Origin of the sequence: Serratia sp. LS-1 (genome assembly GCF_003719595.1) — a bacterium.
In the GTDB taxonomy this organism is placed as follows: Bacteria; Pseudomonadota; Gammaproteobacteria; order Enterobacterales; family Enterobacteriaceae; genus Serratia; species Serratia ureilytica.
Genome location: NZ_CP033504.1, coordinates 2,012,488 through 2,035,473, shown reverse-complemented (window position 1 = coordinate 2,035,473; position 22,986 = coordinate 2,012,488). Strand labels below are relative to the sequence as shown.

The following is a 22,986-nucleotide window of genomic DNA, read 5'->3' as shown; positions in this document are numbered from 1 at the left end:
TGCCCGTGTTTTAATAAGAAAAGCGGATTTCAGCATAGCGCGGCCCGCGAGGTTGCGCCAAGCGGATCTTTGCGTCAGCGCAGCGGCCGCCCGCCGTCGACGCCGTGGGTGCGGCCGGTGACGTAGCGGCTCTCCAGCAGGTAGTTCACCAGATTGACCACTTCGCTCTCGCCCGGCGCGACCTTCATCAGCGACTTCGCCAGCGCCTGCCGACGATAAGCTTCGTCGTCGCCCGGATTGAAGATGATCAGCGCCGGCGCGATGGCGTTGACTTTGACTTCGGGCGCCAATTTGCGGGCGAACGACCGGGTCATGTTGTCCAGCGCGGCTTTGCTGGCGGCGTAGGCGATATGCTTGTCGCTGCCTTTTTCCACCACATAGTCGGTCAGATGGATAATGTCGGCGCCGGCCTGGCCCTGGCCGGTCAGGCAGGACTCGAGCAGTTGATTGAGCAAATAGGGCGTGTAGACGTGAATTTGCAGCATCGCCGCCATGACCTGTTCCGGCGGCACCTCCGGTGACTCCGCCTGCCAGGCGCTGGCGTTGTGGATCACCGCGCGCAGCTTGGGCGCGGCCTGCCGCACCTGTTCGGCGAAACGATAAATGCCTTCATGGGTGGAAAAATCGCCCTGAATGCAGCAGGCGCCCAAGGCTTTCAACTCGGCCATCGCCGGATATTCGCTGCGGTAGGCGATGATGACCGGAACGCCGCGCTGGAGAAACGCTCTGGCGAGCGCCAGCCCTATGCGCCGTGCGCCGCCGGTAATCAGCACCGGGGCGGAGTTGTGGTGTTCCATTGATTAAAGCTCCTGGACAGACTGGCAAACAATAGGGGAATTATGCCATCATACGGCGGAAAGTCGTTAAAGCTTCGCATGATTATCCATTTCTGGATATAAGATCCCCAATGCATTTCAGGTTGCCCCCGGCGGCGGCTTGAAAGACCACGGGTTAACACTGGCCATGAGAGGAATGAGGGGATGAACAGCAATCACCTTGCATCCATCGCGCGCAGTGAGAAAATCTGTTTCGACTATATGGATTTTCTGTCCGCATCGTGCAGGAAGCACTGGCGCTTTGTTGATGCTATTTATGGTGTGATGCCGATCTTCGGCATGGTGTTGAAATCGCGCGTGACCACGTCGCAAACGCGCAAAGAGCAGTTAAAAGAGTTGGCGCTGCAGGTGGTGTCGACGCAGGTCAGCGATGAAACCAACATCGTGCGCCTGATTGACCTGGCGCAGCAGCAGGGCCTGGCGGTGTTTGATATTCAGTTGCCTTATGCGCTGGAGGCTCAACAACTGGCGGCCATTCAGAAAGAGTGTGCGGAAGGCATTGCGATTACTCTGGTGGGTGAACGCATGACCGTCGCGATCCCTCCCAAAAGCTGACCGGGCATCAACCCGGCCGCCCGTTCATGGTTAGGCAATTGACTCGTCGCGATGGCCTAACCATGAACGTGATGTCTCACGCCGCATGACGGCCGGCGTCTAGAGCTGGGTCCCGGCATTCGGGCCGGAGCGCAGGGTATAAATACTGTCTATATGAATTAACACCGCGTACTTCGGCGGCTTCATTCCGTTTTTTTCCGCAAACGTCAACGCATCGTCAAACGGCTTGCCCGCCAGAAACAGTTCGGGCGTGCCAACGAAGCGGTAACCGTCCAGCGCCTCGCGATCGATGACCACAACGGCCATTTTCGAGCCGGCCTTGATGTTTTTCAGCGTTTGGCCACCGGTATTTTCGTTGTAAATCAGCGTACGGTCATCATAGAGGCGCAAAGAGCGCTTGGGGCCGATATCGGGAACGCCGTTCGGGCTGCTGGTCGCCTGCACAGGCAGCTGTTTAGCCAGCATCTTCTTCATCTCGTCATTCAATTCATTCATTACAGATGACCCTCAGATTGGTGTGTCACTTTTAATGCAAGGTAGCGGAAGCGTTGGCCGCCGGCGCGCAGACGCTGGTTTCCGGCAACCGGTGTTCGCGCAGCAAGTGCAGGGTTTCAATCCTGAAGCGCAGCAGGTGCCGTTCGGCGATCTGCTGCATCTGTTCGCACAGCGACGTATCGTCCAACAGTTGCTCGATAGCGACTCGGGCCTGATGAACATGCAGCTCGACGCCGCGCAGAGGCTTCTGCCGCAGGCGCAGATGGGTAATGTTGTTGAACGTGACGATCAGCGCGGCAAGGGCAGACTCGAAAATATTCAGCGCTTCAAATCTGGCGGTATATTCCGCATTCAGCCAGGGCTTCTCGGCGATGATCGCCTGAGCCCCCTCCAGCGCCTGTTGATAGCGCGCCATCGCCTGGCGATCGTGCCGCTGATTAAACGCCATGTTGCCCTCGGCGATCAGCGCCTCCCAGGCGGTAAACAAAGGTAATGCGTGCAGCAGTTTCTCAGCCATGAAATGCCTTCCATTTTCAGCCTGTCTTCATCCGCCGCCTGACGCCTCTCGCCAGGGGCACTCGCGTCTTACCACTAATCAATAAATGATAATGATAATTAATTGCATTTGAGATCGCAAGCGAGACGCATGGCTGACTGTGCAAAGGGGGGGGAACGCGGTAGCAGGGGAAAAAGAGGAAGCAAAATGCGGCTGACGGGCAGCCGCATTGACGGGACACTTTAGTGCAGCATAAACCAGCCGGCGGGTAGCGTGGCCACCAGCAGCAGTAAGATGCTGCCTTTTTCCAGGCGATTCAGCAGATTGATATCCTGATGGCCGCGGCGGGCGTACATGAACACCAACAGGCCCGGTGCATACAGCAGCACCGACATCAGCAAGTGCATCAGCCCGGAAGCGTACAGCAGCCATAAACCATAGACGCAGGCGCCGGTGGCGGCGAAGATCAGGCGCTTGTCGCGGCGACGGTAAGCCACCTTGAACAGAAATGCGCCGACCAGGAAGTAAGGCACCAGGATCATTTCCGACGCGATGGTCAACAGCGAGTTGTAGTTGCTGCCGGTCAACCAGATCAGCACCAACGCCAGCTGCACCGCGATGTTGGTCAGCCACAGCGAAGACGATGGGGCGTGATGGCGGTTCTGTTTGCCGAACACGCGTGGAAATGCGCCGTGCTGTGCGGCCAGCAGGGGGACTTCCGCCGCCATGATGGTCCAGCTGAGGTAGGCGCCGCACACGGAAATGATAAGACCGGCGGCGATGATCACGTCTCCCCACGGGCCAATCAGTTCCACCATCAGCACTGCCATCGACGGGTTGCGCATGTCGGCCAGTTCGCTGCGCGGCACCACGCCCAGCGACAGCAAGGTGACCATCAGATACACCGCCAGCGCCGACAGTACCGCCAACATGGTCGCGCGGCCCACGTCCTTCTTATTGCGCGCGCGCGCGGAAACCACCACGGCGCCTTCCACGCCGATAAACACCCACAGGGTGATCAGCATGGTGTCCTTGACCTGTTCCCATACCGGCTTGCCGAGGGCGATCCCCTGGAAGTCCAGCGTGAACACGTCCATTTTAAAGGCGATCGCCGCCAGAACGGCGAACATCCCCAGCGGCAGCAACTTGGCGAGAGTGGCCGCAAGATTGATGCTGGCGGCGGTTTGCACGCCGCGCAGCACCAGCGCGTGCACGATCCACAGCAGGGCGGATTCGGCGATCAGCGCCTGCCAGGTATTGCCGTCACCGAGAATAACGTTGCCGCCGCGATCGGTGAAAATGCTCAATGCCGCGAACACGATCACCAGATACGAGACGTTGGCGATTACGGCGCACAGCCAGTAACCCCAGGCAGAGCAGAAGCCCATCAGCTCGCCGAATCCCTCTTTGGCGTAGGTGAAGATGCCGCCGTCCAGATCCGGGCGCAGACGCGTAAGCAACAGCATGGCAAACGCCAAAAACAGAATGCCGACGCCGGTGATCCCCCAACCCAGCAGCAGCGCGGCGGGGCTGGCGACCTGCGCCATGTTTTGCGGCAGACTGAACACGCCGGCGCCCAGCATCGAGCTGAGCACCAAAGCGGTTAGCGCGGTAAGACCGAGTTTTTTTTCCAATGACGGATCCTGAACGCAGAATAAACAACTGGAAGGGAACTGCTTGGCGGCAACAATGTGTTAACAACCATTGCGCTAATAGACAATAGCCCTAAAAATTGGCGCAAATTCTACGGAGGGATGATTAGAGATGCAATGATTGAATATGCGGAATTTACAAAAAACTATTCAACGAGCGGCGAAAAGAGCGGCAATAAAAACGGGCAGCTCAAGGGCTGCCCGATGGTAAACCGAAAAGCGGGTTTTATTTGAACAGATCGGCGCTGACGGTCAGGTTGCCGCCGCTCTTGTTCTGCCACTGGCGAGTGACGTGGTAGTACTTGGCGCCTTTCTCGGCCGCGCGTTTCGCCACTTCGGTGGACACGTCGGTCATGCTGTTGAAGTGGCCGGTGAAGGTGACGGAATCGAATGGCACCATCTGCGCGGCGGTCACGTTGTTCACTTCCTGAATCTTGGTGCCGTTAGGCAGCGTGACGGTATAGCGTTGGCCGGTAGAGGACTGGGTTTCGAAGAAACGGCCTACTTCGCGGCTTGGCGAACCGGAAGACGCGACGCCAGGGATTTCGACTTTCGCGGCTGCGGCACCGCCGGCGGCCAGCGCGGCGCGGCCGGCGTCAGAATCGGCCGGGATGGCGTCCGGGCTCTGCACGCGGCGTTTCGGCGCATCGGCCTTATAGATGTAGGCGGTGACGAACTGGTTGCCGCCGGAGTTGGCGTCAACCTGGCGCACGATGAAGAATGAGGCGGCGCCTTTTTTCTGCGCTTCTTTGGAGATGGCGTCGTTAATGTCCGGCTGGCTGCGGTAGAAACCGCTGACGCTCACGGTATCGTAAGGCTCCAGCAGGTAGGCTTCCTCTTTAGGCAGTTCATTCACGCCGTTAAATACGCGGTATTTTGGTGTTTTGCTCACTTCTGGCGCATCTTTATGATAAAGGTCTGCGGTGACGCGCCAGTTGCCGCCGTTGTTGCTGTTGTTGCTGTCCTGGATATAGAAGGAATCGGCACCCAGTTTGTCTGCACGGCGGGATACGGCGTCGACGGCTTCATTGATCGCATTGAAGCGGCCGGTAATCGTGATGCGATCAAACGGCTTCAGCGCCGCTGCTTTCTCAGGAGTTAACTCTTGCGCCGCATGAGCGGACAGCGCGGTGAGTGATAACAAGGCTGACGCGATGATCGTGGTCTTCAGCTTCATAAAAAATCCTTTCGCCTAGCGCATTAACGTTTATAACGTACTGAACTGTTTAAGTGTAATTCAGCCGTCGATTATTACATGTAATTCTGAAAACTGTCTCAGCATTTTATGTTATCCCGTGCGACAAATCCTTGACGGTGACGCGGGTCGCACGGATGGCGCCGCCGCCATAAGTTTCCATAATAAAGGCTTTGGTGTCATTAGTGTTAATTATTCACAAAATGATAACTTTTATGCTTATCCGCCCCGCATGGCGATAAATCGTTACGCCGGGCGCAAACCTCTAACCATGCAGAATGTGCTGTTCTGTATGCATTTTTTCACTGTAAATTGCGATTTGTCATATCGCGCCCGGCGTTTTTATGTAAAAACAGGGCTGAATGCGTAAGCAATTATGGATCATCGACCTTATTTTCAGTAGGTTATAGTTGGCGTCTGAAATCAGTGCGGGCAAGTTGACGCCTCGCTCGCCGATGGCGCCGTTCTATGGGCAGGAAAATAATAAACATCATCCAAGACAGGTGAGAAGGGAACATTATGCGTATTGGTGTACCAAGAGAGCGGTTGGCCAATGAAGCCCGGGTCGCAGCCACGCCGAAAACGGTGGAACAACTGCTGAAGCTGGGTTTTACCGTCGCGATTGAACGCGGGGCGGGCAAACTGGCCAGTTTTGACGACGTCGCCTACGAAGCCGCCGGCGCGGCGCTGGTCGACGAAAACGAAGTGTGGCAGTCGGATCTGATCCTGAAAGTCAACGCGCCGCAAGACGACGAGATCGCCTTGATGCGCGAAGGCAGCACGCTGGTCAGCTTTATCTGGCCGGCGCAAAACCCCGAGCTGATGGCCAAGCTGGCGGCGCGCAACGTCACCGCGCTGGCGATGGACTCGGTGCCGCGCATCTCGCGCGCCCAGTCGATGGATGCGCTGAGCTCGATGGCCAACATCGCCGGCTACCGCGCCATCGTCGAGGCGGCGCATGAGTTCGGCCGCTTCTTCACCGGCCAGATCACCGCCGCCGGCAAAGTGCCGCCGGCCAAGGTGATGATCATCGGCGCCGGCGTGGCCGGCCTGGCGGCGATCGGCGCTGCGGGCAGCCTCGGCGCCATCGTGCGCGCCTTCGACACCCGCCCGGAAGTGAAAGAGCAGGTGCAGAGCATGGGCGCGGAATTCCTCGAGCTGGATTTTGAAGAGGAAGCGGGCAGCGGCGACGGTTACGCCAAAGTGATGTCCGAAGCCTTTATCAAGGCAGAGATGGCGCTGTTCGCCGCACAGGCGGCGGAGGTTGACATCATCGTCACCACCGCGCTGATCCCGGGTAAACCGGCGCCGAAGCTGATCACCAAAGAGATGGTGGCGTCGATGAAGCCGGGCAGCGTGATCGTCGATCTGGCGGCGCAAACTGGCGGCAACTGCGAACTGACCGTGGCCGACACCATTACCGTGACCGACAACGGCGTGAAAATCATCGGCTATACCGATCTGCCGAGCCGCTTGCCGACACAATCTTCGCAGCTGTACGGCACCAACCTGGTCAACCTGCTGAAGCTGCTGTCGAAAGAGAAGAACGGCGAGATCGATATCGATTTCGACGATACGGTGATCCGCGGCGTTACCGTGGTGCGCAGCGGTGAAATCACCTGGCCGGCGCCGCCGATCCAGGTTTCCGCCCAGCCGAAAGCGGCGCCCGCCGCCGCACCGGTCGCCAAACCTGAAGCCAAGCCGACCTCGCCGTGGCTGAAGTACGGCCTGATGGCTCTGGCGATCCTGCTGTTCGGCTGGCTGGCGGACGCAGCCCCGAAAGAGTTCCTGTCGCACTTTACCGTGTTCGCGCTGGCCTGCGTGGTCGGGTACTACGTGGTCTGGAACGTCAGCCATGCGCTGCATACCCCGTTGATGTCGGTCACCAACGCGATCTCAGGGATTATCGTGGTCGGTGCGCTGCTGCAAATTGGCCACGGCGGCTGGGTGAGTTTCCTCTCCTTTATCGCCGTGCTGATCGCCAGCATCAATATTTTCGGTGGGTTCACCGTCACTCAGCGCATGCTGAAGATGTTCCGCAAGAACTAAGGGGTAACAAATGTCTGGAGGATTGGTTACAGCTGCATACATTGTTGCCGCTATTTTGTTTATTTTCAGCCTGGCGGGCCTGTCGCGTCATGAAACGTCGAAGCAGGGCAACCTGTTCGGCGTCGCCGGCATGGCGATAGCGCTGATCGCGACCATTCTGGGGCCGGATTCCGGCAACGTCGGCTGGATCATCATCGCCATGATCATCGGCGGCTCGATCGGCGTCTATCTGGCGAAGAAGGTCGAGATGACCGAAATGCCGGAGCTGGTGGCGGTGCTGCACAGCTTCGTTGGCCTGGCCGCGGTGCTGGTCGGTTTCAACAGCTATCTGGATCACGGTGCGCCGATGGAACCGGTGATGGCGAATATCCATCTGACCGAAGTGTTCCTCGGCATCTTTATCGGTGCGGTGACCTTCACCGGGTCGATCGTCGCCTTCGGCAAACTGCGCGGCATCATTTCTTCCAAGCCGTTGATGCTGCCGAATCGCCACAAGTTGAACCTGGCGGCGCTGGTGATCTCGTTCCTGCTGCTGGTGGCGTTCGTGCGCACCGACAGCGTGGGCTGGCAGGTGGTGACGCTGCTGCTGATGACGGCGATCGCGCTGGCGTTCGGCTGGCATCTGGTCGCCTCGATCGGCGGCGCCGACATGCCGGTGGTGGTGTCGATGCTCAACTCCTACTCGGGGTGGGCGGCGGCCGCGGCGGGCTTCATGCTGAGCAACGATCTGCTGATCGTCACCGGCGCGCTGGTGGGCTCTTCGGGGGCGATCCTGTCTTACATCATGTGCAAGGCGATGAACCGCTCGTTTATCAGCGTGATCGCCGGCGGTTTCGGCAGCGACGGTTCATCCACCGGCGATGCCGAAGAGATGGGCGAATACCGTGAAACCACGGCGGAAGAGGTGGCCGAGCAGTTGAAAAACTCCACCTCGGTGATCATCACCCCGGGCTACGGCATGGCGGTGGCGCAGGCGCAGTATCCGGTGGCGGAAATCACCGAAAAACTGCGGGCGCGCGGCGTGAAAGTGCGCTTCGGCATTCACCCGGTCGCGGGGCGCTTGCCGGGCCACATGAACGTGCTGCTGGCAGAGGCGAAGGTGCCGTACGACGTGGTGCTGGAGATGGATGAAATCAACGACGATTTCCCGGATACCGACACCGTGCTGGTGATCGGCGCCAACGATACGGTGAACCCGGCGGCGCTGGAAGATCCGCGCAGCCCGATCGCCGGCATGCCGGTATTGGAAGTGTGGAAAGCGCAGAACGTGATCGCGTTCAAACGGTCGATGAACACCGGCTACGCCGGCGTGCAGAACCCGCTGTTCTTCAAGGAGAACACCCAAATGCTGTTCGGCGACGCCAAAGACAGCGTGGAAGCGATTTTGCGGGCGTTGCAGAAGTAAAATTGGGCAACCAAAGAAAAACGGGCCGCTTTTCAGCGGCCCGTTTCTTTATGTGCGAAGCCTAATCTTCGTCGTCGTGTTCGTCGTCTTCATCCGCCTCGATCGGGCAGTTGAAGTTTTCCGGTTTAATCACCAGCAGGTCGCATTTCAGATGATCGATCACATGTTCCGCCGTGTTGCCGATAAAGGCGGCTGAAATACCGGTGCGGCCCAGGGTGCCCAGCACCACCACGCCGGCCTGCAGGTGTTCGGCCAAATCGGGGATCACCTCTTCCGGCAGGCCTTTTTCCACGTGGGTGAACTCTTCCTTAATGCAGAATTTTTGCCGCAGCGCCTTCATGGCGATCAGATGCTGGCCGCGAATGGCGTCGTTGTAGACGCTCGGGTCGAAGTCGGGCAATTCGATGGCGATGTTGATCGGGGTAACGGGATAGGCGCCGACCAGGTGAACCTCGGTCTGGTTGACGTTTTGCGCCAGTTCGACGGTTTCTTGCACCAGTTTGATATTGAGCGGGTCGTGATAGGGTTCTTCGCTGGCCAGATTGACCGCCACCAGCGCCTTGCCGCCTTCCGGCCAGGGCTGGTCTTTCACCATCCACACCGGGCAAGGGCATTTGCGCAGCAGGTGCCAGTCGGTGGGGGTAAAGATCACCGACTCCAACCGGTCGTGTTGGTGCGCCATTTTCAGCAGCAGGTCATGTTGGCCGGAAAGCACTTCCTGAATGATGGCTTCGAAGGGGCGGTTATGCCAGACCACTTTGATTTCGATCGGCACGCCGTCGTTGAGATAGAAGCGGCACTGCTCGTTGATCCAGGCGGCGCGTTGGCTGATCACACCTTGCCGCATCGCCGTTCTTTCATCCGGGGAGAGCAGGGTCGTCATTTCGTAAGAGAAGTCATAGATGGGCAGGAAGGCCTTGATGCGCCCGCCGTTCCGTTTTACCAGGTACACGGCGCGGCGCAATGCCGGCTGATCGTCCTGATTGGGGTCAATAGCCACCAGAAGATTCTGATACTTCGCCATAGGGCCTCCTTACAGCTGAAATCAACAGTCTGTTAATTTACAGAGTAACCCAACATTGAAAAACAGAACAACAACAGAAGCGTGCCGGATCAACAATTTCGGGGAAATGGTGATCCGGCAGGAGAATCAGGCGTTGACGGTCACGTTGATACGCGGCGTACCGGCCAGCACCGACAGGGCGTCGGCGTTTTCGATGGTGATGTATTTGCCTTTCACGCTGAGGATTTCGCTTTTCTGGAAGCGGCCCAGCAGCCGGCTGATGGTTTCCACCGTCAGGCCGAGATAGTTGCCGATATCGCCGCGGGTCATGGTCAAACGGAACTCGCGCGGAGAGAAACCGCGCTCCGCAAAGCGGCGCGACAGGTTGTAAACGAACGCCGCCAGGCGCTCTTCGGCGTTTTTCTTCGACAACAGCAGGATCATGTCCTGGTCGCCTTTGATCTCGCCGCTCATCAACCGCATGATCTGCTGACGCAGGTTTGGCATTTTGCCGGACAGATCGTCGAGGGTCTCGAACGGAATTTCGCACACCATCGAGGTTTCCAGCGCCTGGGCGAAGCTTGGGTGCTTCAGGCCACCGATGGCGTCAAAGCCCACCAGGTCACCCGCCAGGTGGAAGCCGGTGATCTGCTCGTCGCCTTGCTCGGTGATGGTGTAGCTCTTGATGGTCCCGGAACGGATCGCGTACAGCGATTTCAGCTCGTCGCCGGCCTTGAACAGGGTCTGGCCTTTCTGAATAGGCTTTTTCCTCTCGATAATGTTGTCGAGCTGATCCAGCTCGTGGGCATTAAGGGTGAAAGGAATGCACAGCTGGCTGATGCTGCAGTCCTGGCAATGGATCGCACAACCACCAGACTGGATACGACGAATCACGCGTTTTTCCGGGATCATAGATTACGCTCATTCAATAATTGATATGAGTCAATTTTAACATCTTTTGCCGCAGCTGATAAGGGTAGCATTAGTCTGAATAGGGGCATTGTGTGCGAATTTTACGCACACATGCCGCCGATTATTCTGTAGGGGACTGAAGTTATGAGTATTATTTGTGACTTATGCGTTTTATTCACACAAGTTATTCATGGGGCCCAGCGGCCTGCGAGCGTGGCGTTGAGCAATGGGCTTTATTAAGCGTCGCCAAACAATGGCGCCGGATAATCGCCTGGCGCGGCTACAGCAGGCTTTTAGGCAGGTAGCCTTCGTGCTGCAGCAGCCATTGTTTGCGCTGTACGCCACCGGCATAGCCGGTCAGTGCGCCTTGCGAACCGATCACTCGGTGGCAGGGCACGACGATGCTGATCGGATTTGAACCGTTGGCCATGCCGACTGCGCGCGAGGCGGTCGGACGGCCGATGCGTTGCGCGAGCTGGCCGTAGGTCAGGATCTCGCCGCAGGGGATTTGGCGCAGCTGTTGCCAGACGGTGCGTTGGAACTCGGTGCCGGCGGTCATCACCGGCAACCGATCGATAATGCTCAGTTCACCGGCGAAATAGCGCTGCATGGCGTCGGTCAGCCCGCTGGGATCGCGCTGTTCGCGCAGGGTGAACCGATCGGCGCGGTAGTGGGTATTCAGCAGCTTCATCAGGCGCGCTTCGTGATCGGTCCAGTCAATCGCCCGCAGGCGCCCCTGTTCATCGGCAATCAGCACCAGTTCTCCCACCGGCGTGGCGGTACGATCAATCAAAAAAGTCTGCATCTGGATCACTCCTCGGTTTGGTAGGGCGATTATCGCATGAAACGCAAGGGAGCGATGGCGGATTTCGGACATGCTGATGGGCGACCGCAGGGTCGCCCGAATAGCCGGCTTACGGTAAGGCGGGGAGTTATTGTGCGATAAATTTATAAAATAAATTTATAAGTAATCAAGACAAGTTGTGTCTTGTTTATTATTTCAGCAGGCAGTAACGCTTTGTGGTTACTTATAGCTGATGGTCACGCGTTTTAAATGGGGATCGTTATTCACCATCTCACTGCTGACGGCAGAAACTAATTCTTTTGGCATCGCTTTTAACGAAGAGGATATATACCCGTTCTGATATTCCGTCACTTTACCGAAGCAGCTGGAGATAAGCTTTTCATCCTGATGTTTGACGGTGCATGCAGGCGTGGTAATGGCGCCGGTGAAGCGGACGACGCCAGAGGCGACCTGGCTGCCGGAAAGCGGTTTTGCTTGCAGAGCGAAGGGCAGAATGACCAATGCGCTTAATACGGCTAAGTAATGGTTCATACGCTGTTCCTTTCAGAGTAAAAACACTGCCAATTAAAAAACAAGCGCGCTTGTTTTCATCAAATAAGCTATTTCGCTTGGCGAAATAAAAACGAATGGGCAAAAATCCTACTGCCTGCATTCAATGAATTTGATAATAGAGAGGTAGGATGAGTAAAACCATGATTTGGATCATAGTGAAGACCGGTTAATGGTTTCAGGCGCGGGCGGGATAACAGGCTGTGATCGTTCTCTCAGGAAAGCGGAAAATGGCGGGATGTTTTCGCCCCCGTGGTGCAGCCACTGAAACCGGGGGCGGGCGTGGGGTTACAGCATGCCGCTGCTGCCGCAGATGCGGATCTTTTCCGCCACCACTTCTTTCATCGCCAGCTTGCCGGGGACGATGTATTTGCGCGGATCGTTGGCATCCGGGTGCTGTGAAAAGTAGCTTTTTACCGCATCGGCGAAGGCGATTTTCAGTTCGGTGGCGACGTTGACCTTGCAAACGCCGAGCGAGATCGCGCGCTTGACCATTGCTTCCGGAATGCCGGAGGCGCCATGCAGCACCAACGGCACGTCCACCTGTTCGCGGATCAGCGCCAGGCGTTCGAAGTCCAGCTTCGGTTCGCCGTGATACAGGCCGTGGGCGGAACCGATCGCCACCGCCAGCGAATCGATGCCGGTGGCGGCGACAAACTCGCGTGCCGCCACCGGGTCGGTATAGAAGCTGTCCGCCGTATCGACGATCAGATCGTCCTCTTGCCCGCCCAGGCGGCCCAGCTCCGCTTCCACGCTGGCGCCGTAGCGATGGCACAGGGCCACTGCGGCGGCCACCTTGGCGATATTCTGCTCGAACGGCAAATGGGAGCCGTCGATCATGACCGAGCGGATGCCGCTTTTCACCTTGTGCTCGATGTCATCGAGCTCTTCGTGATGATCCAGATGCAGCGCCAGCGGCAGATCGTAGCGGTGCGCGGCCGCCTGACATATACCGATCAGGTAGTCGGTGCCGGCATAGCTGAAGGTGCCGGGCGTGCCGGCCATGATCACCGGCGAGCGCAGCTCGGCGGCGGTCTCCGCCACCACCTGCACGGTTTCCAGATTGTGAACGTTAAACGCCGGAACGGCGTAACCCTGGCGCTGCGCCTTGAGCAGCATGTCTCGGTTGGCTATCAGATACATGGGATCTCCTTACTGCACGGGGGAAGGAAAACGGTAAATCGTCACGCCTTTCACCACCCGGTTAACCTCGCCGGTCGGGCAGGGGTTATCCGGGGTCAGCCCCAGCGCCAGCGAACTCTCGAAGGCCAGCATCTGGGTGAACAGCAGATACGGGAACAGCAGCCAGATATCGTCTGCCGCATCGTGCATATGCAGCAGGGTATCGGCGAGGGGTTGGCGCCCGCCGGTCAATCCGACCAGCTGCATCGCCTGCCCATCGCGCTGCAGCTCGTTCCACAGATCGCGGTCATACTGGCGGGCGTAGTCGTCGCGCGAGAACATCAACACCACCAGCGTCTGGCCGTCGACCATGAATTTCGGACCATGACGCAGGCCGAGCGGCGAGTCGTAGCGCGTAACGATGCGCCCGGCGGTCAGCTCCAGCATCTTGAGCGAGGCCTCTTCGGCAAGGCCGGTAAAGCAGCTGCCGCCAAGGGTGATGTAGCGGCGGAAGCCGCCGGCGGCCAGCGCCTTCACCTGCGGCTGCAGCGTTTCTCGCAGTGCGCGGCAGCGCTGCACCATGGCGTGCAGCGGCGCCTGGGCGACCTCGAGCGACAGGGGGCCGAGCAGCAGCGCGGCGCTCAGCATCATGCAGCTGAAGCTGGAGGTCATGGCGAAGCTCTGATCGTTAGAACCTTGCGGCATCACCAGCGAACAGACGTTGTCGCGCTGATGTGCATACTGCGCCAGCTTGCTGTCCGGGTTGCACACCAGCATCAGGTGGTAGCTTTCCGGCAGCAGTTGGTCGGCCAGCTCCACCGTCGCCACGCTCTCCGGGCTGTTGCCCGAGCGGGCGAAGGAGACCAGCAGCGTCGGCCGCTCAGGGTCGAGATACTGCAGCGGGTTGGCGACGATATCGGTAGTGCCGTAGGCCACCACGTCGCGGCCGGTGCGTTCGCGCAGCCAGGGGGCCAGGGCGCGGCCGGCGAACGCCGAGCTGCCGGCGCCGCACAGCACGATCTGCAGGCGCGGATTGACCAGCAGCGGCGCCAGAAACGGCTGCCATTGCGCCTGTTGATCCTGCAGCTGCCGGTGCAGCGCCGCCCACAGATCCGGCTGTTGCCAAATTTCTGCGGCGGTGTGCCAGGCGTTGCGCTGCTTCAGCCAATTCGCCTCGTAAGAGAAATACGCGTTCATGATGACAGCTCCTTAAAAATCCTCGGTTAACGGTCGGCGATAATCACGTCGATCCCTAAAGGGTGCAGCGCCTGCAGACAGTGTTCCGGAATGCGGCTGTCGGTGACCAGGCGGTGGATCTGGCCGATGTCGCGATCGTGCAAAAACTTGTGCGGCCGAATTTGCTGGCGTCGGCGAGGGTGTGTTTGACGTCGCGATTGATGTGGATGGTGACGCTGGAGACCGAAAGCAGCTGGCTGAGCGGTTCCACGCGCGACGCGCCTTCGCGGCACAGCGGGTCGATAATTAATTCCCGGCGTTTTGCGGTAGTGATCATTAACGCAGACTCCTGATTTACCTGTAGCCGTGCCCGACCGCGGCTTAATAAGCCGCAGCGATACCGACCGGAGCGCTTTCAGTTGTTCGTGGCGAATTACAGCAAACGAAACACTGAAATGCAATCGATTAATTTTAAAATATCTATATCTATCAGTTGGTTATATTTGATTTTGCTTTCGTTTGAGCGCCAACCGAAAGCAGCGTCAACGCAAAGTGAAAACGGCAAATTCGTTATTTTTCAGTCGACAATTCCCGGCATTTAATTATTCAGTCCGTCGAGGCCGAAAGCCGCAGCGATAATTCGGCAGCCGCCGGGCTTTCACTGTTTTTTTATGCCGGCGCGTGTAATAGCGCCGCATTGCAGCGGGTGAGGGTGAACGACAGCGGCCATGCGTTTCCCTCCGGCGATCCGTTCGTGGCCCATCCCGGCGAGGATCTGCAGCCGATAGCGCCTGCGTGAGGCGGTGAACCGCCGCATTGAAGCATTGCTGGCGCCGATGTGAGGGGAAGTGGGGGCGAAAATGCGTCTTTCGCTCCCAAATCGCCATTACTTTGCTATACCTGATAGTCGATGGATTCATTTTATTGTCATGTGACTGACATGTCAGAGTCATGGCTCTGGCTTAAGTTTGCAGCGACTACGTCAGGAGATAACGCGATGTTCAGCCTGGATTCTCTGTTGCAAGATGCATTTCCACACCGCAATACCCCTGCCTGGCAGCGCAGCCTGCTAAGAACCCTTCTCTTCGAAAAAGAATTCAAACAGTTCGCCGCCGACTATCCCCACCTGAAAGGGCTCGATCTGATCGAGCAGGTGGTGGACTACTTTAACCTCAGCTGCGAGCTGGTGGACGGCGATCTGGAAAACATCCCCAGCCAGGGGCCGGTGGTGCTCGTGGCCAATCACCCGATCGGCTCGCTCGACGGACTGGTGCTGTTGCGCGCCGTCGCGGCGGTGCGTCCGGATGTGAAAGTGGTGGCCAGCCAACTGCTGACTTACATCGAACCGCTGCGCAACCTGTTCGTGCCGGTGGATAACGTCGCTTATAAAACCAGCCGCAAACAGATAGAAGGCATGCAGCAGCAGCTGGACAATCAGGGCGCGCTGATCCTGTTCCCGGCCGGCGAAGTGTCGCGCATGAGCCCGAAAGGCATCCGCGACGGCCACTGGCATACCGGTTTTCTGCGTCTGGCCGCCAAGGCGCGCGCGCCGATCGTGCCGATTCATATCAGCGCGCGCAACAGCAACCTGTTCTACTTTACCTCGCTGGTCTACCGTCCGCTGTCGACGCTGCTGCTGGTGCGTGAAATGTTCCAGCAGCGGGGCGGGCGCATCAGGATCCGCATCGGCGGCCGCGTGCCGTTCGCCAACTGGCACGATGGCCACACCAGCGCCAAGGATCTGGCGGAGCGCTTTCGCCGCCACGTGTATCGCCTAGGCCAGGGCAAACCGGGGCTGTTCGCCAGCGAATCGCCGATCGCGTTGCCGGAAGAGCGTCTGGAGCTGAAAAAGGCGCTGGCGAACTGCGAAAGACTGGGGGTGACGCCGGACGGCAAAACCATCTATCTCTATCGCCGACATGATGAAGCGCGCACGCCGATCCTGCGCGAGCTGGGGCGCCTGCGCGAGATCGCTTTCCGCGCGGTGGGGGAAGGATCCGGCCGCCGCCGCGATCTGGACAGCTACGACGACGATTATTATCACCTGGTGCTGTGGGATGAAGAGGAGCTGGAGATCGTCGGCGCCTATCGTTTTATCCCCACCGCCGAACAAATCGCGCGTAAGGGCCTGGAGAGCATCTACAGCAACAGCCTGTTCCACTATGATCGCGATATGGAACCGATCCTGGCGCAGGGCATCGAACTGGGGCGCAGCTTCATTCAGCCGGCCTATTGGGGCAAGCGCGGGCTGGACTATTTGTGGCTGGGCATCGGCGCCTATCTGTCGAAATACCCGCAGTATCGCTATCTGTTCGGCCCGGTATCCATTTCCGGCGGCATGCCGCTGGCGGCGCGGGATCTGTTGATCGCCTTCTATCGACTCTATTTCTCGCCGGACCACGCCTTCGCGCAGTCGCGTCGTCCTTATCCGGCGTCGTTGCCGCAGGTGCTGGCGCAGTTTGCCGGGGATAACTACCAGGAAGATCTGGTGCGGCTGAAGAGCCTGCTCAGCAACATCGGCTGCTCGATCCCGACACTGTATAAACAGTACACCGAGCTGTGCGAACCGGGCGGGGTGCAGTTTATCGACTTTGGCACCGATCCGGCCTTCAACAACTGCATCGACGGCCTGGTGCTGGTGGATACCTCGCGGCTCAAGCCGTCGCGTTATCAACGTTATATTGCGGTGCATCAGCCGCAGGAAGCCGAGACGGCATGATCGGCGTCTGACTCATGCCTTTTTGATCTAAGCACGACCTTGGGGCCGGCGACGGGATAGCGCTACGATAAACGTTTTGCTTTCCACCGCCGGAGCCTTTCATGCCTCATTCGTTTATCCCGCCGTTATTGTCCGCCGATGAACCGCCCGCCGCCGCCGTTGAAACCCCGCGCGGCAAAGCGCCATTTTTGCTGCTGTGCGATCACGCCGGCAAGGCGATACCGCAATCCCTCGGGGATCTCGGCTTACCGCCGGGGGAGATCGAGCGCCACATCGGCTGGGATATCGGCGCGCTGGGCGTATCGCGCCATCTGAGCCGCCAACTGGACGCCACGCTGATTCATCAGCGTTACTCACGGTTGGTGATCGACTGCAACCGGGCGCCCGGCATCGCCAGCTCGATCCCGCATTTGTCTGAACTGACGCCCATCCCCGGCAATATCGGCATCGACGCCGAACACGCGCTGGCGCGTGAGCGCGAGGTATTTTTGCCGTATCACCACGCCATCGACGAGCATCTGGGGCAACGCCAACTGCGCGAACTGCCGACGGCGGTGATCGCCATGCACAGCTTCACGCCGGTGTTCAAGGGGCAATCGCGCCCCTGGCAGGTGGGGCTGCTGTTTAACCGCTACCCGGAATTTGCGCTGCTGTTGGCTGAACTGCTGCGTGAAGAGGGGGATCTGCAGGTGGGTATTAACGAACCTTATGCGATGACGGACGCCACCGATTACACGTTGCCGGTGCACGCGGAGCGCCGCGGTTTGCCTTACGTCGGCATCGAAATTCGCCAGGATTTGGTCGCTGACGAACGCGGGCAACAGGCATGGGCGAAACGTTTCGCGCGCCTGCTGCCGCAGGCCTGGCAACGCTGGCAAATTTGACTTTAGGAATATTCCCAGAGATGATAACCGTAAGGAATACGTAAGACGTCATTAGAAAAAAAGTCAGGAGACACGTGTGGAGCACAGCGATAACGGACTGTTTATCAAACGGGAGCGTTTTGAAGTTCTGGCGATTCTGCGAGAAATTTGCAAACAACGCACGCCGCTGCGCGTAGAAAATCAGCAGCACCGGTTTCAAAGTCTGTTATTGAGCGTCGGGCCGGACAATATCGTGTTTAGCGGTGAGGAAGCCTCGAGCGCCATCGACGGCGCTTGCACCATCGTGATTGAAAGCAACGACGCCAAAATCGAGTTTTCCGTCCCCCAGGCGGAGCTGACCGAACATCAGGGCGTACAGGCCTGTTCGACCCGGCTGCCGCAGGAGCTGGTCTATATCCAGCGTCGCCGTCAATTCCGCATCACTACGCCGCACTGGCGCCAATTCTTTTGTACCGGCGAATACCCGGACGGCACGCCGTACGAGCTGCGGATCCACGATCTCTCCGCCGGCGGCGTCGGTTTACGCTTCGACGGCCCGCTGCCGGATTTCTTCCAGCCAGGCTTGCAGTTCAAGAAAGCGGAGCTGGATCTGGGCAGCTACGGCAGCTTCAAGGTCAACATGGAGCTGGTGGTGGTCAACGACGATCAGGAAACCGACGATAACGACCAGGTGGTGCACTTCTCGCGCCTGTCATGCCGCTTTCTTAAGCTCGGATTGGCGATGGAGCGCAAAATTCAGAGCGCCGTGTTCGCCTTCGAGCTGGATTTCAACAAAAAGAAAAAACGCTGATAGTTATCAGGGGCAGTGCGCTGCCCCTCTGACTCGCCCGCGGCCTTAGGGGTTAAGCGCCCGCAGGCTGCCGATCTCTTCCCAACCGAAATGCGCCGCTTCGGCCAGTACGCCGCACACTTCATCGCCGGCGGCAACCACTGCCGCGTCGAGCGCAGCGCCCTGCAGCAGATGGCTGACCAGCAACGCGGTGAACAAATCGCCGGTGCCTTTGACCGCCGATTTGACCTTCGGATGAGTAAAGCACTGCGTTTCCTGCCGGGTGACCAGCATCAATCCCACTTCGTCTTCGTGTTGCGCTACGCCCGGTGCGCTGGTGACCAACACCCATTCGGTGGTGTCGTTCAACAGCGCCTGCGCGGCGTGTTGCGTCTGCTCGCGGCTGCTCAGTTGCCGGCCGCACAGCTGCTCCAGTTCGAAACCGTTCGGCGTCAGGCCGTTGGCCAGCCGCAGGAACGGCGAGCGATAGCAGTTGACGATACGTTCATCCACGTAGATCCCTTCACCGTAATCGCCCATCACCGGATCGATATAGATTTTTATCTGCGGATTGAGCGAGCGCACCCGCTGTAGCCAGTTGGCCAGAATATGGCACTGCATCACGTCGCCCAGGTAGCCGACGATCACCGCCCGTGTGCGCTTCATGACGCCGCGGGCGATCAGGTCGTCGAGAAAACCGCCGAACCAATCGCCGGAGATGACGCCGCCGTGCGGTTTGCCGTAATAGGGCGGGCAGCCGAACAGCACGCTGGGCACCTGCAGCGCCTCCAGTCCCTTTTTCAGCAGAGCGCGGTAGGCGATGCCGTTGCCGACGCTGCCGTAGACCACCTGAGATTGAATGCTGATCACGTCAATAGACGGTGACCGCAAAGGTGAAGCCTGTTGCATGAGTTACTTCCTTGGTTCGTTGTTATCCAGCCAGCGCGCGAACACCTGCCGCGCGCGCTGTTCCAGCTGCGCGCCGTGGCGCGCGGCCTGGTCGCGCAGGGTCTGGGGCGCGATGCCGGCCAGTTCCAGCTCGCAGGCATGGCCAATCAGCCAGCGTTCGATATCGCGATAATCCGCCTCCAAATGGAACTGCAGGCCGAGCGCGAACCCCTGATAGTCGAAGGCCTGATGCGGGCATACCGCCGTGCCGGCCAGGCAGCGGGCGCCGTCCGGGATCATGAACATATCCCCGTGCCAGTGCAGTACCGGCGTGTCGGCCAGCGGCGCCAGCACCGACTCCTCTTCCGCCGGCGGCGTGGTCAGCGGGGCGAAGCCTATCTCTTTCACGCCGAGCGAAATAACCTCAGCGCCCAGCGCCTGGGCGATCACTTGCGCGCCGAGGCAAACCCCGAGGGTCGGCCGCCGCTGCGCCAGGCGCTGTTTGACCAGCGCGAATTCATGGTCGAGAAAATCATACCGCTGCTCGCCGGAAAAGTGCTGAGCGGCGCTGATCGGCCCGCCGAGCACCACCAACAGATCGGTCTCTTCATTATTGATAGCACGAATATCATCGCGGCCGGCATCGTAATAATCGATCTGATAGCCGCGCAGTGACAGCAGGGAACCGAGGATGCCCAGGTTTTCAAAGTTGACGTGCCGAATGGCGACGGCTTTTTTCATTGTTTAACCTCGCTAGCGTGAGTGAAGGGGATCAGCGCCAGCGACTCGCCCAGCACCGTGATGCCTTGCGCGCCGCTCTGGTAGACGATGCGGCGTTCGCTGACCTGGCTGAGCTGCACCTGATAACCCTGTGCGGCCGGGAACAGCGCGCAGGCCTGCTCCAGCTGATCGGCTGCCCACGGGGTGAACAGCTGCAGGCGGGCAAAGGCTTTTCCTGCATACTGAATGTCGAGCACGTAATGTTTATCCATGGAACCCCTTACTTTTGGCCGCAGAAGCTGCTAATCTTATTTGAACTAGTACAAAAGGATTTATGTATGACTTCATTGTATGCAAAAGGCGGCGGCGCTGTCCAGATTGCCGAGCAGATCGCAGCACGCATCAAAAACGGCGCGCTGCGGCCGGGCGAACTGTTGCCGCCGGTACGCCAGCTGGCGGCGGAGCTGGAGGTCAATCCGAATACCGTGGCTAGTGCATACGCCAGATTGCGCGATGCCGGCCTGGTGGCGACGCGCGGGCGGGCGGGTACGGTGGTGCTGGAGCCGCCGCTGGCGGCGGTGAGTGCGGCCTATGCGCCGCGCCAGGTGCCGGCGGGGATGTGCGATCTGGCCAGCGGCAACCTGGATGCCGCTTTGCTGCCGGCGCTGAGGCTTGGCGCGGCGGAGGTGTTCCCTCAGCAAAACGGCTATGACATCAGCGGCGACCTGCCGGTATTGACCGGTCTCGGGCGTGAGTGGCTCGGGCGCCAGGGCGTGGCCCTGGGGGAACCGGCGGTGTTTTCCGGCGCGTTGGACGCGATGGAAAAGGCGCTGCGCTGTCATGCCCAGCCTGGGGCGGCGGTGTGGGTGGAAGATCCCTGCTGGCCGCCGCTATTGACGCTGCTGCGTCACCTGCGCCTGCGGCCGTTGCCGCTGGCGGTGGATGAACAGGGCTGTCGGCTGCCGGAGAGTGGCGCGGCCGACGCGGTGATCCTGACGCCGCGCGCCCATAATCCGACCGGCGCTTCGCTTTCAGCGCAACGTGCGCAGCAGTGGCGAGGTTTTCTGCGCGGCCATCCGCAGTGTCTGGCGATCGTCGACGATTTCTGGGGGCCGTTGTCGCAACAGCCGCTGCATCTGCCGTTCGACGGCGATCGCGGCCTGTACGTGCTGTCGCTCAGCAAGTTTCTCAGCCCGGATCTGCGCATCGCGTTGGCCTGCGGCAGCCCGACCTTGCTGCAGGCGATGCGCGCCGATCAGTACATCAGCGAACGCTGGGTCAGCCATATCTTGCAGCAGATCGCCGCCAGACTGTGGGAACAAGCCTTGCAGGAAGGGCAATTGCAGCGGGCGCAACAGGCGTATCAGGCCAGACGGGACGAGCTGGTCCAGCGGCTCAATGCGTTGAATCACACGGCGCTGGCGGTAGGTGAAGGGCTGCATCTGTGGGTGCCGGTGCGTTCGGAAACCGCCGCCGCGCAGCTGATGGCGCAGCGGGGATGGCTGGTGCAGGGCGGTGAACCTTTCCGCCTGAAGGGCGGCCCAGCGCTCCGCGTCAGCCTGGCGAACGTCACGCCGTCGCAGTTGGCGCCGCTGGCGCAGGATCTGTCCGAAGCCATGCGGGCGGCGGCGGCGATCAACTAAGCCGGCGTCAAACTCTCCTCCGCCAGTAACTGCAGCGAGGCTAACCGGGCGGCCGGTTCGGCGATCGGCGTGTCGATGATGAACTCTTCCACGCCGTACTGTTGCTGCAGCTGCGCCAGTTGCTGATGCACCTGCTGCGCGGTGCCGAGCAGAATATGGCTTTCCCGCGGCTCGATGCGGTAGTCGGTGGCGCCGGCCTGCTGCACGAAACTCTCCGCCTGCGCCAGGCTGCCGACGGTCACACTCTGCTCACCGGCAATGTGCACGCGGTATTGCCGAATGTCGGCCGCCAATGCCGCGGCCTGTTCCTCGCTGGGGGCCACGATCGCCGCCACCGCCAGCAGCGCCTTGCGGCCGCCGCTGTGTGCGGCGTAGTGCTCCAGCGCGTCGCGGATATCCTGCGGATTGCCGTTCAAATGCGCGGCGAACACGAAGGCCCAGCCGGACTCGGCCGCCAGCGTCGCGCTTTCTTTACTGGCGCCGAGCAGAAAACGCTGCGCGCCCTGCGGCGGCAGCGGTGTGGCGCTCAGGCCGGGCTCGGCGTCGTCGTTCAGATAGGCGGTCAACTGCGACAGCTGCTGAGGAAAGTCCGGCTTGCGTTGCCGATCGTGGGCCGCCTGCAGCGCCTGGGTTGCGAGCGGCAGCCCGCCGGGCGCTTTGCCCACCCCGAGATCGACGCGTCCCGGCGCCAGCGCCGCCAGCAGGTTGAAGTTTTCGGCCACCTTGTAGGCGCTGTAGTGCTGCAGCATCACGCCGCCGGAGCCGATGCGAATGCGCGTCGTCTGGCCGAGCAGGTAGCCGATCAGCACTTCCGGCGACGGGCAGGCGAGCTGCGGCGTGTTGTGGTGCTCGGCCAGCCAGAAACGCCGATACCCCCAGCGTTCCGCCCGTTGCGCCAGCTGCAGCGTGCGCGCCAGCGCCTGCGCGGCGCTTTCCCCGTCGGCGATCGGACTTTTTTCCAATATGCTCAAGGCATAAGCCATTTTTCCCGCTCCTTTCATCATCAGATATGCCTGACAAATACCATGCGGGCGGCGCGCGGCTTAATACTGATTGGCGATAGGATATTCCATTGATCCAAAACGGATTTGGATATGCGCAGAACGGTAAAGC

The 22,986-nt window shown here is 59.6% G+C and carries 23 protein-coding genes and 1 pseudogene; 8 read left to right on the top strand and 16 right to left on the bottom strand.

The annotated features are described in order from the left end of the window. Positions 1–74: 74 nt before the first annotated feature. Positions 75–797, bottom strand: a complete 723-nt coding sequence (gene folM / locus EDY99_RS09840; protein ID WP_060660666.1) for a dihydromonapterin reductase — start codon at positions 795–797, stop codon at positions 75–77. 183 nt (positions 798–980) lie between these two features. Here folM and EDY99_RS09835 point away from each other — a divergent pair, with 183 nt between their 5' ends. Next, on the top strand, positions 981–1,391 hold the full coding sequence (locus EDY99_RS09835; protein WP_033643211.1) for a hypothetical protein: 411 nt from the start codon (positions 981–983) through the stop codon (positions 1,389–1,391). A gap of 99 nt (positions 1,392–1,490) precedes the next feature. Here EDY99_RS09835 and EDY99_RS09830 read toward each other — a convergent pair whose 3' ends face one another. The 3 genes from EDY99_RS09830 to EDY99_RS09820 all read right to left on the bottom strand — a co-directional run bounded on the left by EDY99_RS09830 (position 1,491) and on the right by EDY99_RS09820 (position 4,016). Then, a complete protein-coding gene (locus EDY99_RS09830) occupies positions 1,491–1,865 on the bottom strand; it encodes a pyridoxamine 5'-phosphate oxidase family protein (RefSeq protein ID WP_226886078.1) in 375 nt (124 codons plus the stop codon). A 52-nt stretch (positions 1,866–1,917) separates the two neighbouring features. Further along, on the bottom strand, positions 1,918–2,403 hold the full coding sequence (locus tag EDY99_RS09825) for a hypothetical protein (RefSeq protein WP_047026034.1): 486 nt from the start codon (positions 2,401–2,403) through the stop codon (positions 1,918–1,920). Between the two features lie 221 nt (positions 2,404–2,624). Further along, on the bottom strand, positions 2,625–4,016 hold the full coding sequence (locus EDY99_RS09820) for an amino acid permease (RefSeq protein WP_033643208.1): 1,392 nt from the start codon (positions 4,014–4,016) through the stop codon (positions 2,625–2,627). Positions 4,017–4,073: 57 nt separating this feature from the next. Between EDY99_RS09820 and EDY99_RS24590 the strand changes: the two genes are divergently transcribed. Next, positions 4,074–4,268, top strand: coding sequence for a hypothetical protein (locus EDY99_RS24590; protein WP_127897184.1), 195 nt, complete (start codon positions 4,074–4,076; stop codon positions 4,266–4,268). Here EDY99_RS24590 and ydgH read toward each other — a convergent pair. Continuing rightward, entirely contained in the window at positions 4,261–5,211 is a 951-nt protein-coding gene (ydgH, locus tag EDY99_RS09815) for a DUF1471 family protein YdgH (protein ID WP_025302966.1), read from the bottom strand. The two genes, EDY99_RS24590 and ydgH, sit on opposite strands and share 8 nt — an antisense overlap. Positions 5,212–5,748: 537 nt before the next feature. Here ydgH and pntA point away from each other — a divergent pair. Then, entirely contained in the window at positions 5,749–7,278 is a 1,530-nt protein-coding gene (pntA, locus tag EDY99_RS09810) for a Re/Si-specific NAD(P)(+) transhydrogenase subunit alpha (RefSeq protein WP_042784620.1), read from the top strand. A gap of 10 nt (positions 7,279–7,288) precedes the next feature. Continuing rightward, positions 7,289–8,683 (top strand): Re/Si-specific NAD(P)(+) transhydrogenase subunit beta, encoded by a 1,395-nt coding sequence (pntB, locus tag EDY99_RS09805; protein ID WP_025159771.1) that lies wholly within the window; start codon positions 7,289–7,291, stop codon positions 8,681–8,683. Positions 8,684–8,744: 61 nt separating this feature from the next. Here the strand turns inward: pntB and uspE are convergent, their stop codons facing one another. The 7 genes and pseudogenes from uspE to EDY99_RS24950 all read right to left on the bottom strand — a co-directional run. Next, entirely contained in the window at positions 8,745–9,707 is a 963-nt protein-coding gene (gene uspE, locus EDY99_RS09800; protein WP_004938281.1) for a universal stress protein UspE, read from the bottom strand. Between the two features lie 126 nt (positions 9,708–9,833). Beyond that, positions 9,834–10,598: an FNR family transcription factor gene (locus EDY99_RS09795; RefSeq protein WP_004938278.1), complete on the bottom strand. Its 765-nt coding sequence runs from the start codon at positions 10,596–10,598 to the stop codon at positions 9,834–9,836. Positions 10,599–10,878: 280 nt separating this feature from the next. Further along, positions 10,879–11,403, bottom strand: coding sequence for a methylated-DNA--[protein]-cysteine S-methyltransferase (ogt, locus tag EDY99_RS09790; RefSeq protein ID WP_004938274.1), 525 nt, complete (start codon positions 11,401–11,403; stop codon positions 10,879–10,881). Between the two features lie 219 nt (positions 11,404–11,622). Continuing rightward, positions 11,623–11,934, bottom strand: coding sequence for a hypothetical protein (locus EDY99_RS09785; protein ID WP_033643206.1), 312 nt, complete (start codon positions 11,932–11,934; stop codon positions 11,623–11,625). A gap of 306 nt (positions 11,935–12,240) precedes the next feature. Then, complete coding sequence (locus EDY99_RS09780) at positions 12,241–13,095, bottom strand: tagatose bisphosphate family class II aldolase (RefSeq protein WP_033650298.1); 855 nt, start codon at positions 13,093–13,095, stop codon at positions 12,241–12,243. A gap of 9 nt (positions 13,096–13,104) precedes the next feature. After that, entirely contained in the window at positions 13,105–14,271 is a 1,167-nt protein-coding gene (locus tag EDY99_RS09775; protein ID WP_123061728.1) for an SIS domain-containing protein, read from the bottom strand. 26 nt (positions 14,272–14,297) lie between these two features. Then, positions 14,298–14,449 (bottom strand): annotated as a pseudogene (locus tag EDY99_RS24950) (DeoR family transcriptional regulator); the annotation flags it as partial. Positions 14,450–15,247: 798 nt separating this feature from the next. Between EDY99_RS24950 and EDY99_RS09765 the strand changes: the two are divergent. From EDY99_RS09765 to EDY99_RS09755, 3 genes are all read left to right on the top strand, one after another. Further along, positions 15,248–16,969: a lysophospholipid acyltransferase family protein gene (locus EDY99_RS09765; RefSeq protein ID WP_033643203.1), complete on the top strand. Its 1,722-nt coding sequence runs from the start codon at positions 15,248–15,250 to the stop codon at positions 16,967–16,969. Positions 16,970–17,070: 101 nt separating this feature from the next. Further along, a complete protein-coding gene (locus EDY99_RS09760) occupies positions 17,071–17,853 on the top strand; it encodes an N-formylglutamate amidohydrolase (protein WP_042784616.1) in 783 nt (260 codons plus the stop codon). A gap of 76 nt (positions 17,854–17,929) precedes the next feature. Then, positions 17,930–18,643 (top strand): flagellar brake protein, encoded by a 714-nt coding sequence (locus EDY99_RS09755; RefSeq protein ID WP_033643201.1) that lies wholly within the window; start codon positions 17,930–17,932, stop codon positions 18,641–18,643. Positions 18,644–18,688: 45 nt separating this feature from the next. On the opposite strand, the gene pdxY is transcribed toward EDY99_RS09755, so the two are convergent. The 3 genes from pdxY to EDY99_RS09740 are packed head-to-tail and all read right to left on the bottom strand — an operon-like array spanning position 18,689 to position 20,502. Then, entirely contained in the window at positions 18,689–19,531 is an 843-nt protein-coding gene (gene pdxY, locus EDY99_RS09750; RefSeq protein ID WP_033643200.1) for a pyridoxal kinase, read from the bottom strand. A gap of 3 nt (positions 19,532–19,534) precedes the next feature. After that, entirely contained in the window at positions 19,535–20,251 is a 717-nt protein-coding gene (locus tag EDY99_RS09745) for a glutamine amidotransferase (protein WP_033643199.1), read from the bottom strand. Continuing rightward, entirely contained in the window at positions 20,248–20,502 is a 255-nt protein-coding gene (locus EDY99_RS09740; RefSeq protein WP_033643198.1) for a hypothetical protein, read from the bottom strand. The genes EDY99_RS09745 and EDY99_RS09740 overlap by 4 nt, the downstream gene beginning before the upstream one ends. A 66-nt stretch (positions 20,503–20,568) precedes the next feature. Between EDY99_RS09740 and EDY99_RS09735 the strand changes: the two genes are divergently transcribed. After that, positions 20,569–21,873: an aminotransferase class I/II-fold pyridoxal phosphate-dependent enzyme gene (locus tag EDY99_RS09735; RefSeq protein ID WP_047575076.1), complete on the top strand. Its 1,305-nt coding sequence runs from the start codon at positions 20,569–20,571 to the stop codon at positions 21,871–21,873. Here EDY99_RS09735 and EDY99_RS09730 read toward each other — a convergent pair. Further along, positions 21,870–22,856, bottom strand: coding sequence for an MsnO8 family LLM class oxidoreductase (locus EDY99_RS09730; protein WP_046687114.1), 987 nt, complete (start codon positions 22,854–22,856; stop codon positions 21,870–21,872). The genes EDY99_RS09735 and EDY99_RS09730 overlap by 4 nt on opposite strands. Between the last annotated feature and the right edge of the window lie 130 nt (positions 22,857–22,986).

Coding starts and splice junctions, on each gene's coding strand:
- folM (WP_060660666.1), bottom strand. CDS start 797: ATGGAACACCACAACTCCGCCCCGGTGCTGATTACCGGCGGCGCACGG.
- EDY99_RS09835 (WP_033643211.1), top strand. CDS start 981: ATGAACAGCAATCACCTTGCATCCATCGCGCGCAGTGAGAAAATCTGT.
- EDY99_RS09830 (WP_226886078.1), bottom strand. CDS start 1,865: ATGAAGAAGATGCTGGCTAAACAGCTGCCTGTGCAGGCGACCAGCAGC.
- EDY99_RS09825 (WP_047026034.1), bottom strand. CDS start 2,403: ATGGCTGAGAAACTGCTGCACGCATTACCTTTGTTTACCGCCTGGGAG.
- ydgH (WP_025302966.1), bottom strand. CDS start 5,211: ATGAAGCTGAAGACCACGATCATCGCGTCAGCCTTGTTATCACTCACC.
- pntA (WP_042784620.1), top strand. CDS start 5,749: ATGCGTATTGGTGTACCAAGAGAGCGGTTGGCCAATGAAGCCCGGGTC.
- pntB (WP_025159771.1), top strand. CDS start 7,289: ATGTCTGGAGGATTGGTTACAGCTGCATACATTGTTGCCGCTATTTTG.
- uspE (WP_004938281.1), bottom strand. CDS start 9,707: ATGGCGAAGTATCAGAATCTTCTGGTGGCTATTGACCCCAATCAGGAC.
- EDY99_RS09795 (WP_004938278.1), bottom strand. CDS start 10,598: ATGATCCCGGAAAAACGCGTGATTCGTCGTATCCAGTCTGGTGGTTGT.
- ogt (WP_004938274.1), bottom strand. CDS start 11,403: ATGCAGACTTTTTTGATTGATCGTACCGCCACGCCGGTGGGAGAACTG.
- EDY99_RS09785 (WP_033643206.1), bottom strand. CDS start 11,934: ATGAACCATTACTTAGCCGTATTAAGCGCATTGGTCATTCTGCCCTTC.
- EDY99_RS09780 (WP_033650298.1), bottom strand. CDS start 13,095: ATGTATCTGATAGCCAACCGAGACATGCTGCTCAAGGCGCAGCGCCAG.
- EDY99_RS09775 (WP_123061728.1), bottom strand. CDS start 14,271: ATGAACGCGTATTTCTCTTACGAGGCGAATTGGCTGAAGCAGCGCAAC.
- EDY99_RS09765 (WP_033643203.1), top strand. CDS start 15,248: ATGTTCAGCCTGGATTCTCTGTTGCAAGATGCATTTCCACACCGCAAT.
- EDY99_RS09760 (WP_042784616.1), top strand. CDS start 17,071: ATGCCTCATTCGTTTATCCCGCCGTTATTGTCCGCCGATGAACCGCCC.
- pdxY (WP_033643200.1), bottom strand. CDS start 19,531: ATGCAACAGGCTTCACCTTTGCGGTCACCGTCTATTGACGTGATCAGC.
- EDY99_RS09745 (WP_033643199.1), bottom strand. CDS start 20,251: ATGAAAAAAGCCGTCGCCATTCGGCACGTCAACTTTGAAAACCTGGGC.
- EDY99_RS09740 (WP_033643198.1), bottom strand. CDS start 20,502: ATGGATAAACATTACGTGCTCGACATTCAGTATGCAGGAAAAGCCTTT.
- EDY99_RS09735 (WP_047575076.1), top strand. CDS start 20,569: ATGACTTCATTGTATGCAAAAGGCGGCGGCGCTGTCCAGATTGCCGAG.
- EDY99_RS09730 (WP_046687114.1), bottom strand. CDS start 22,856: ATGGCTTATGCCTTGAGCATATTGGAAAAAAGTCCGATCGCCGACGGG.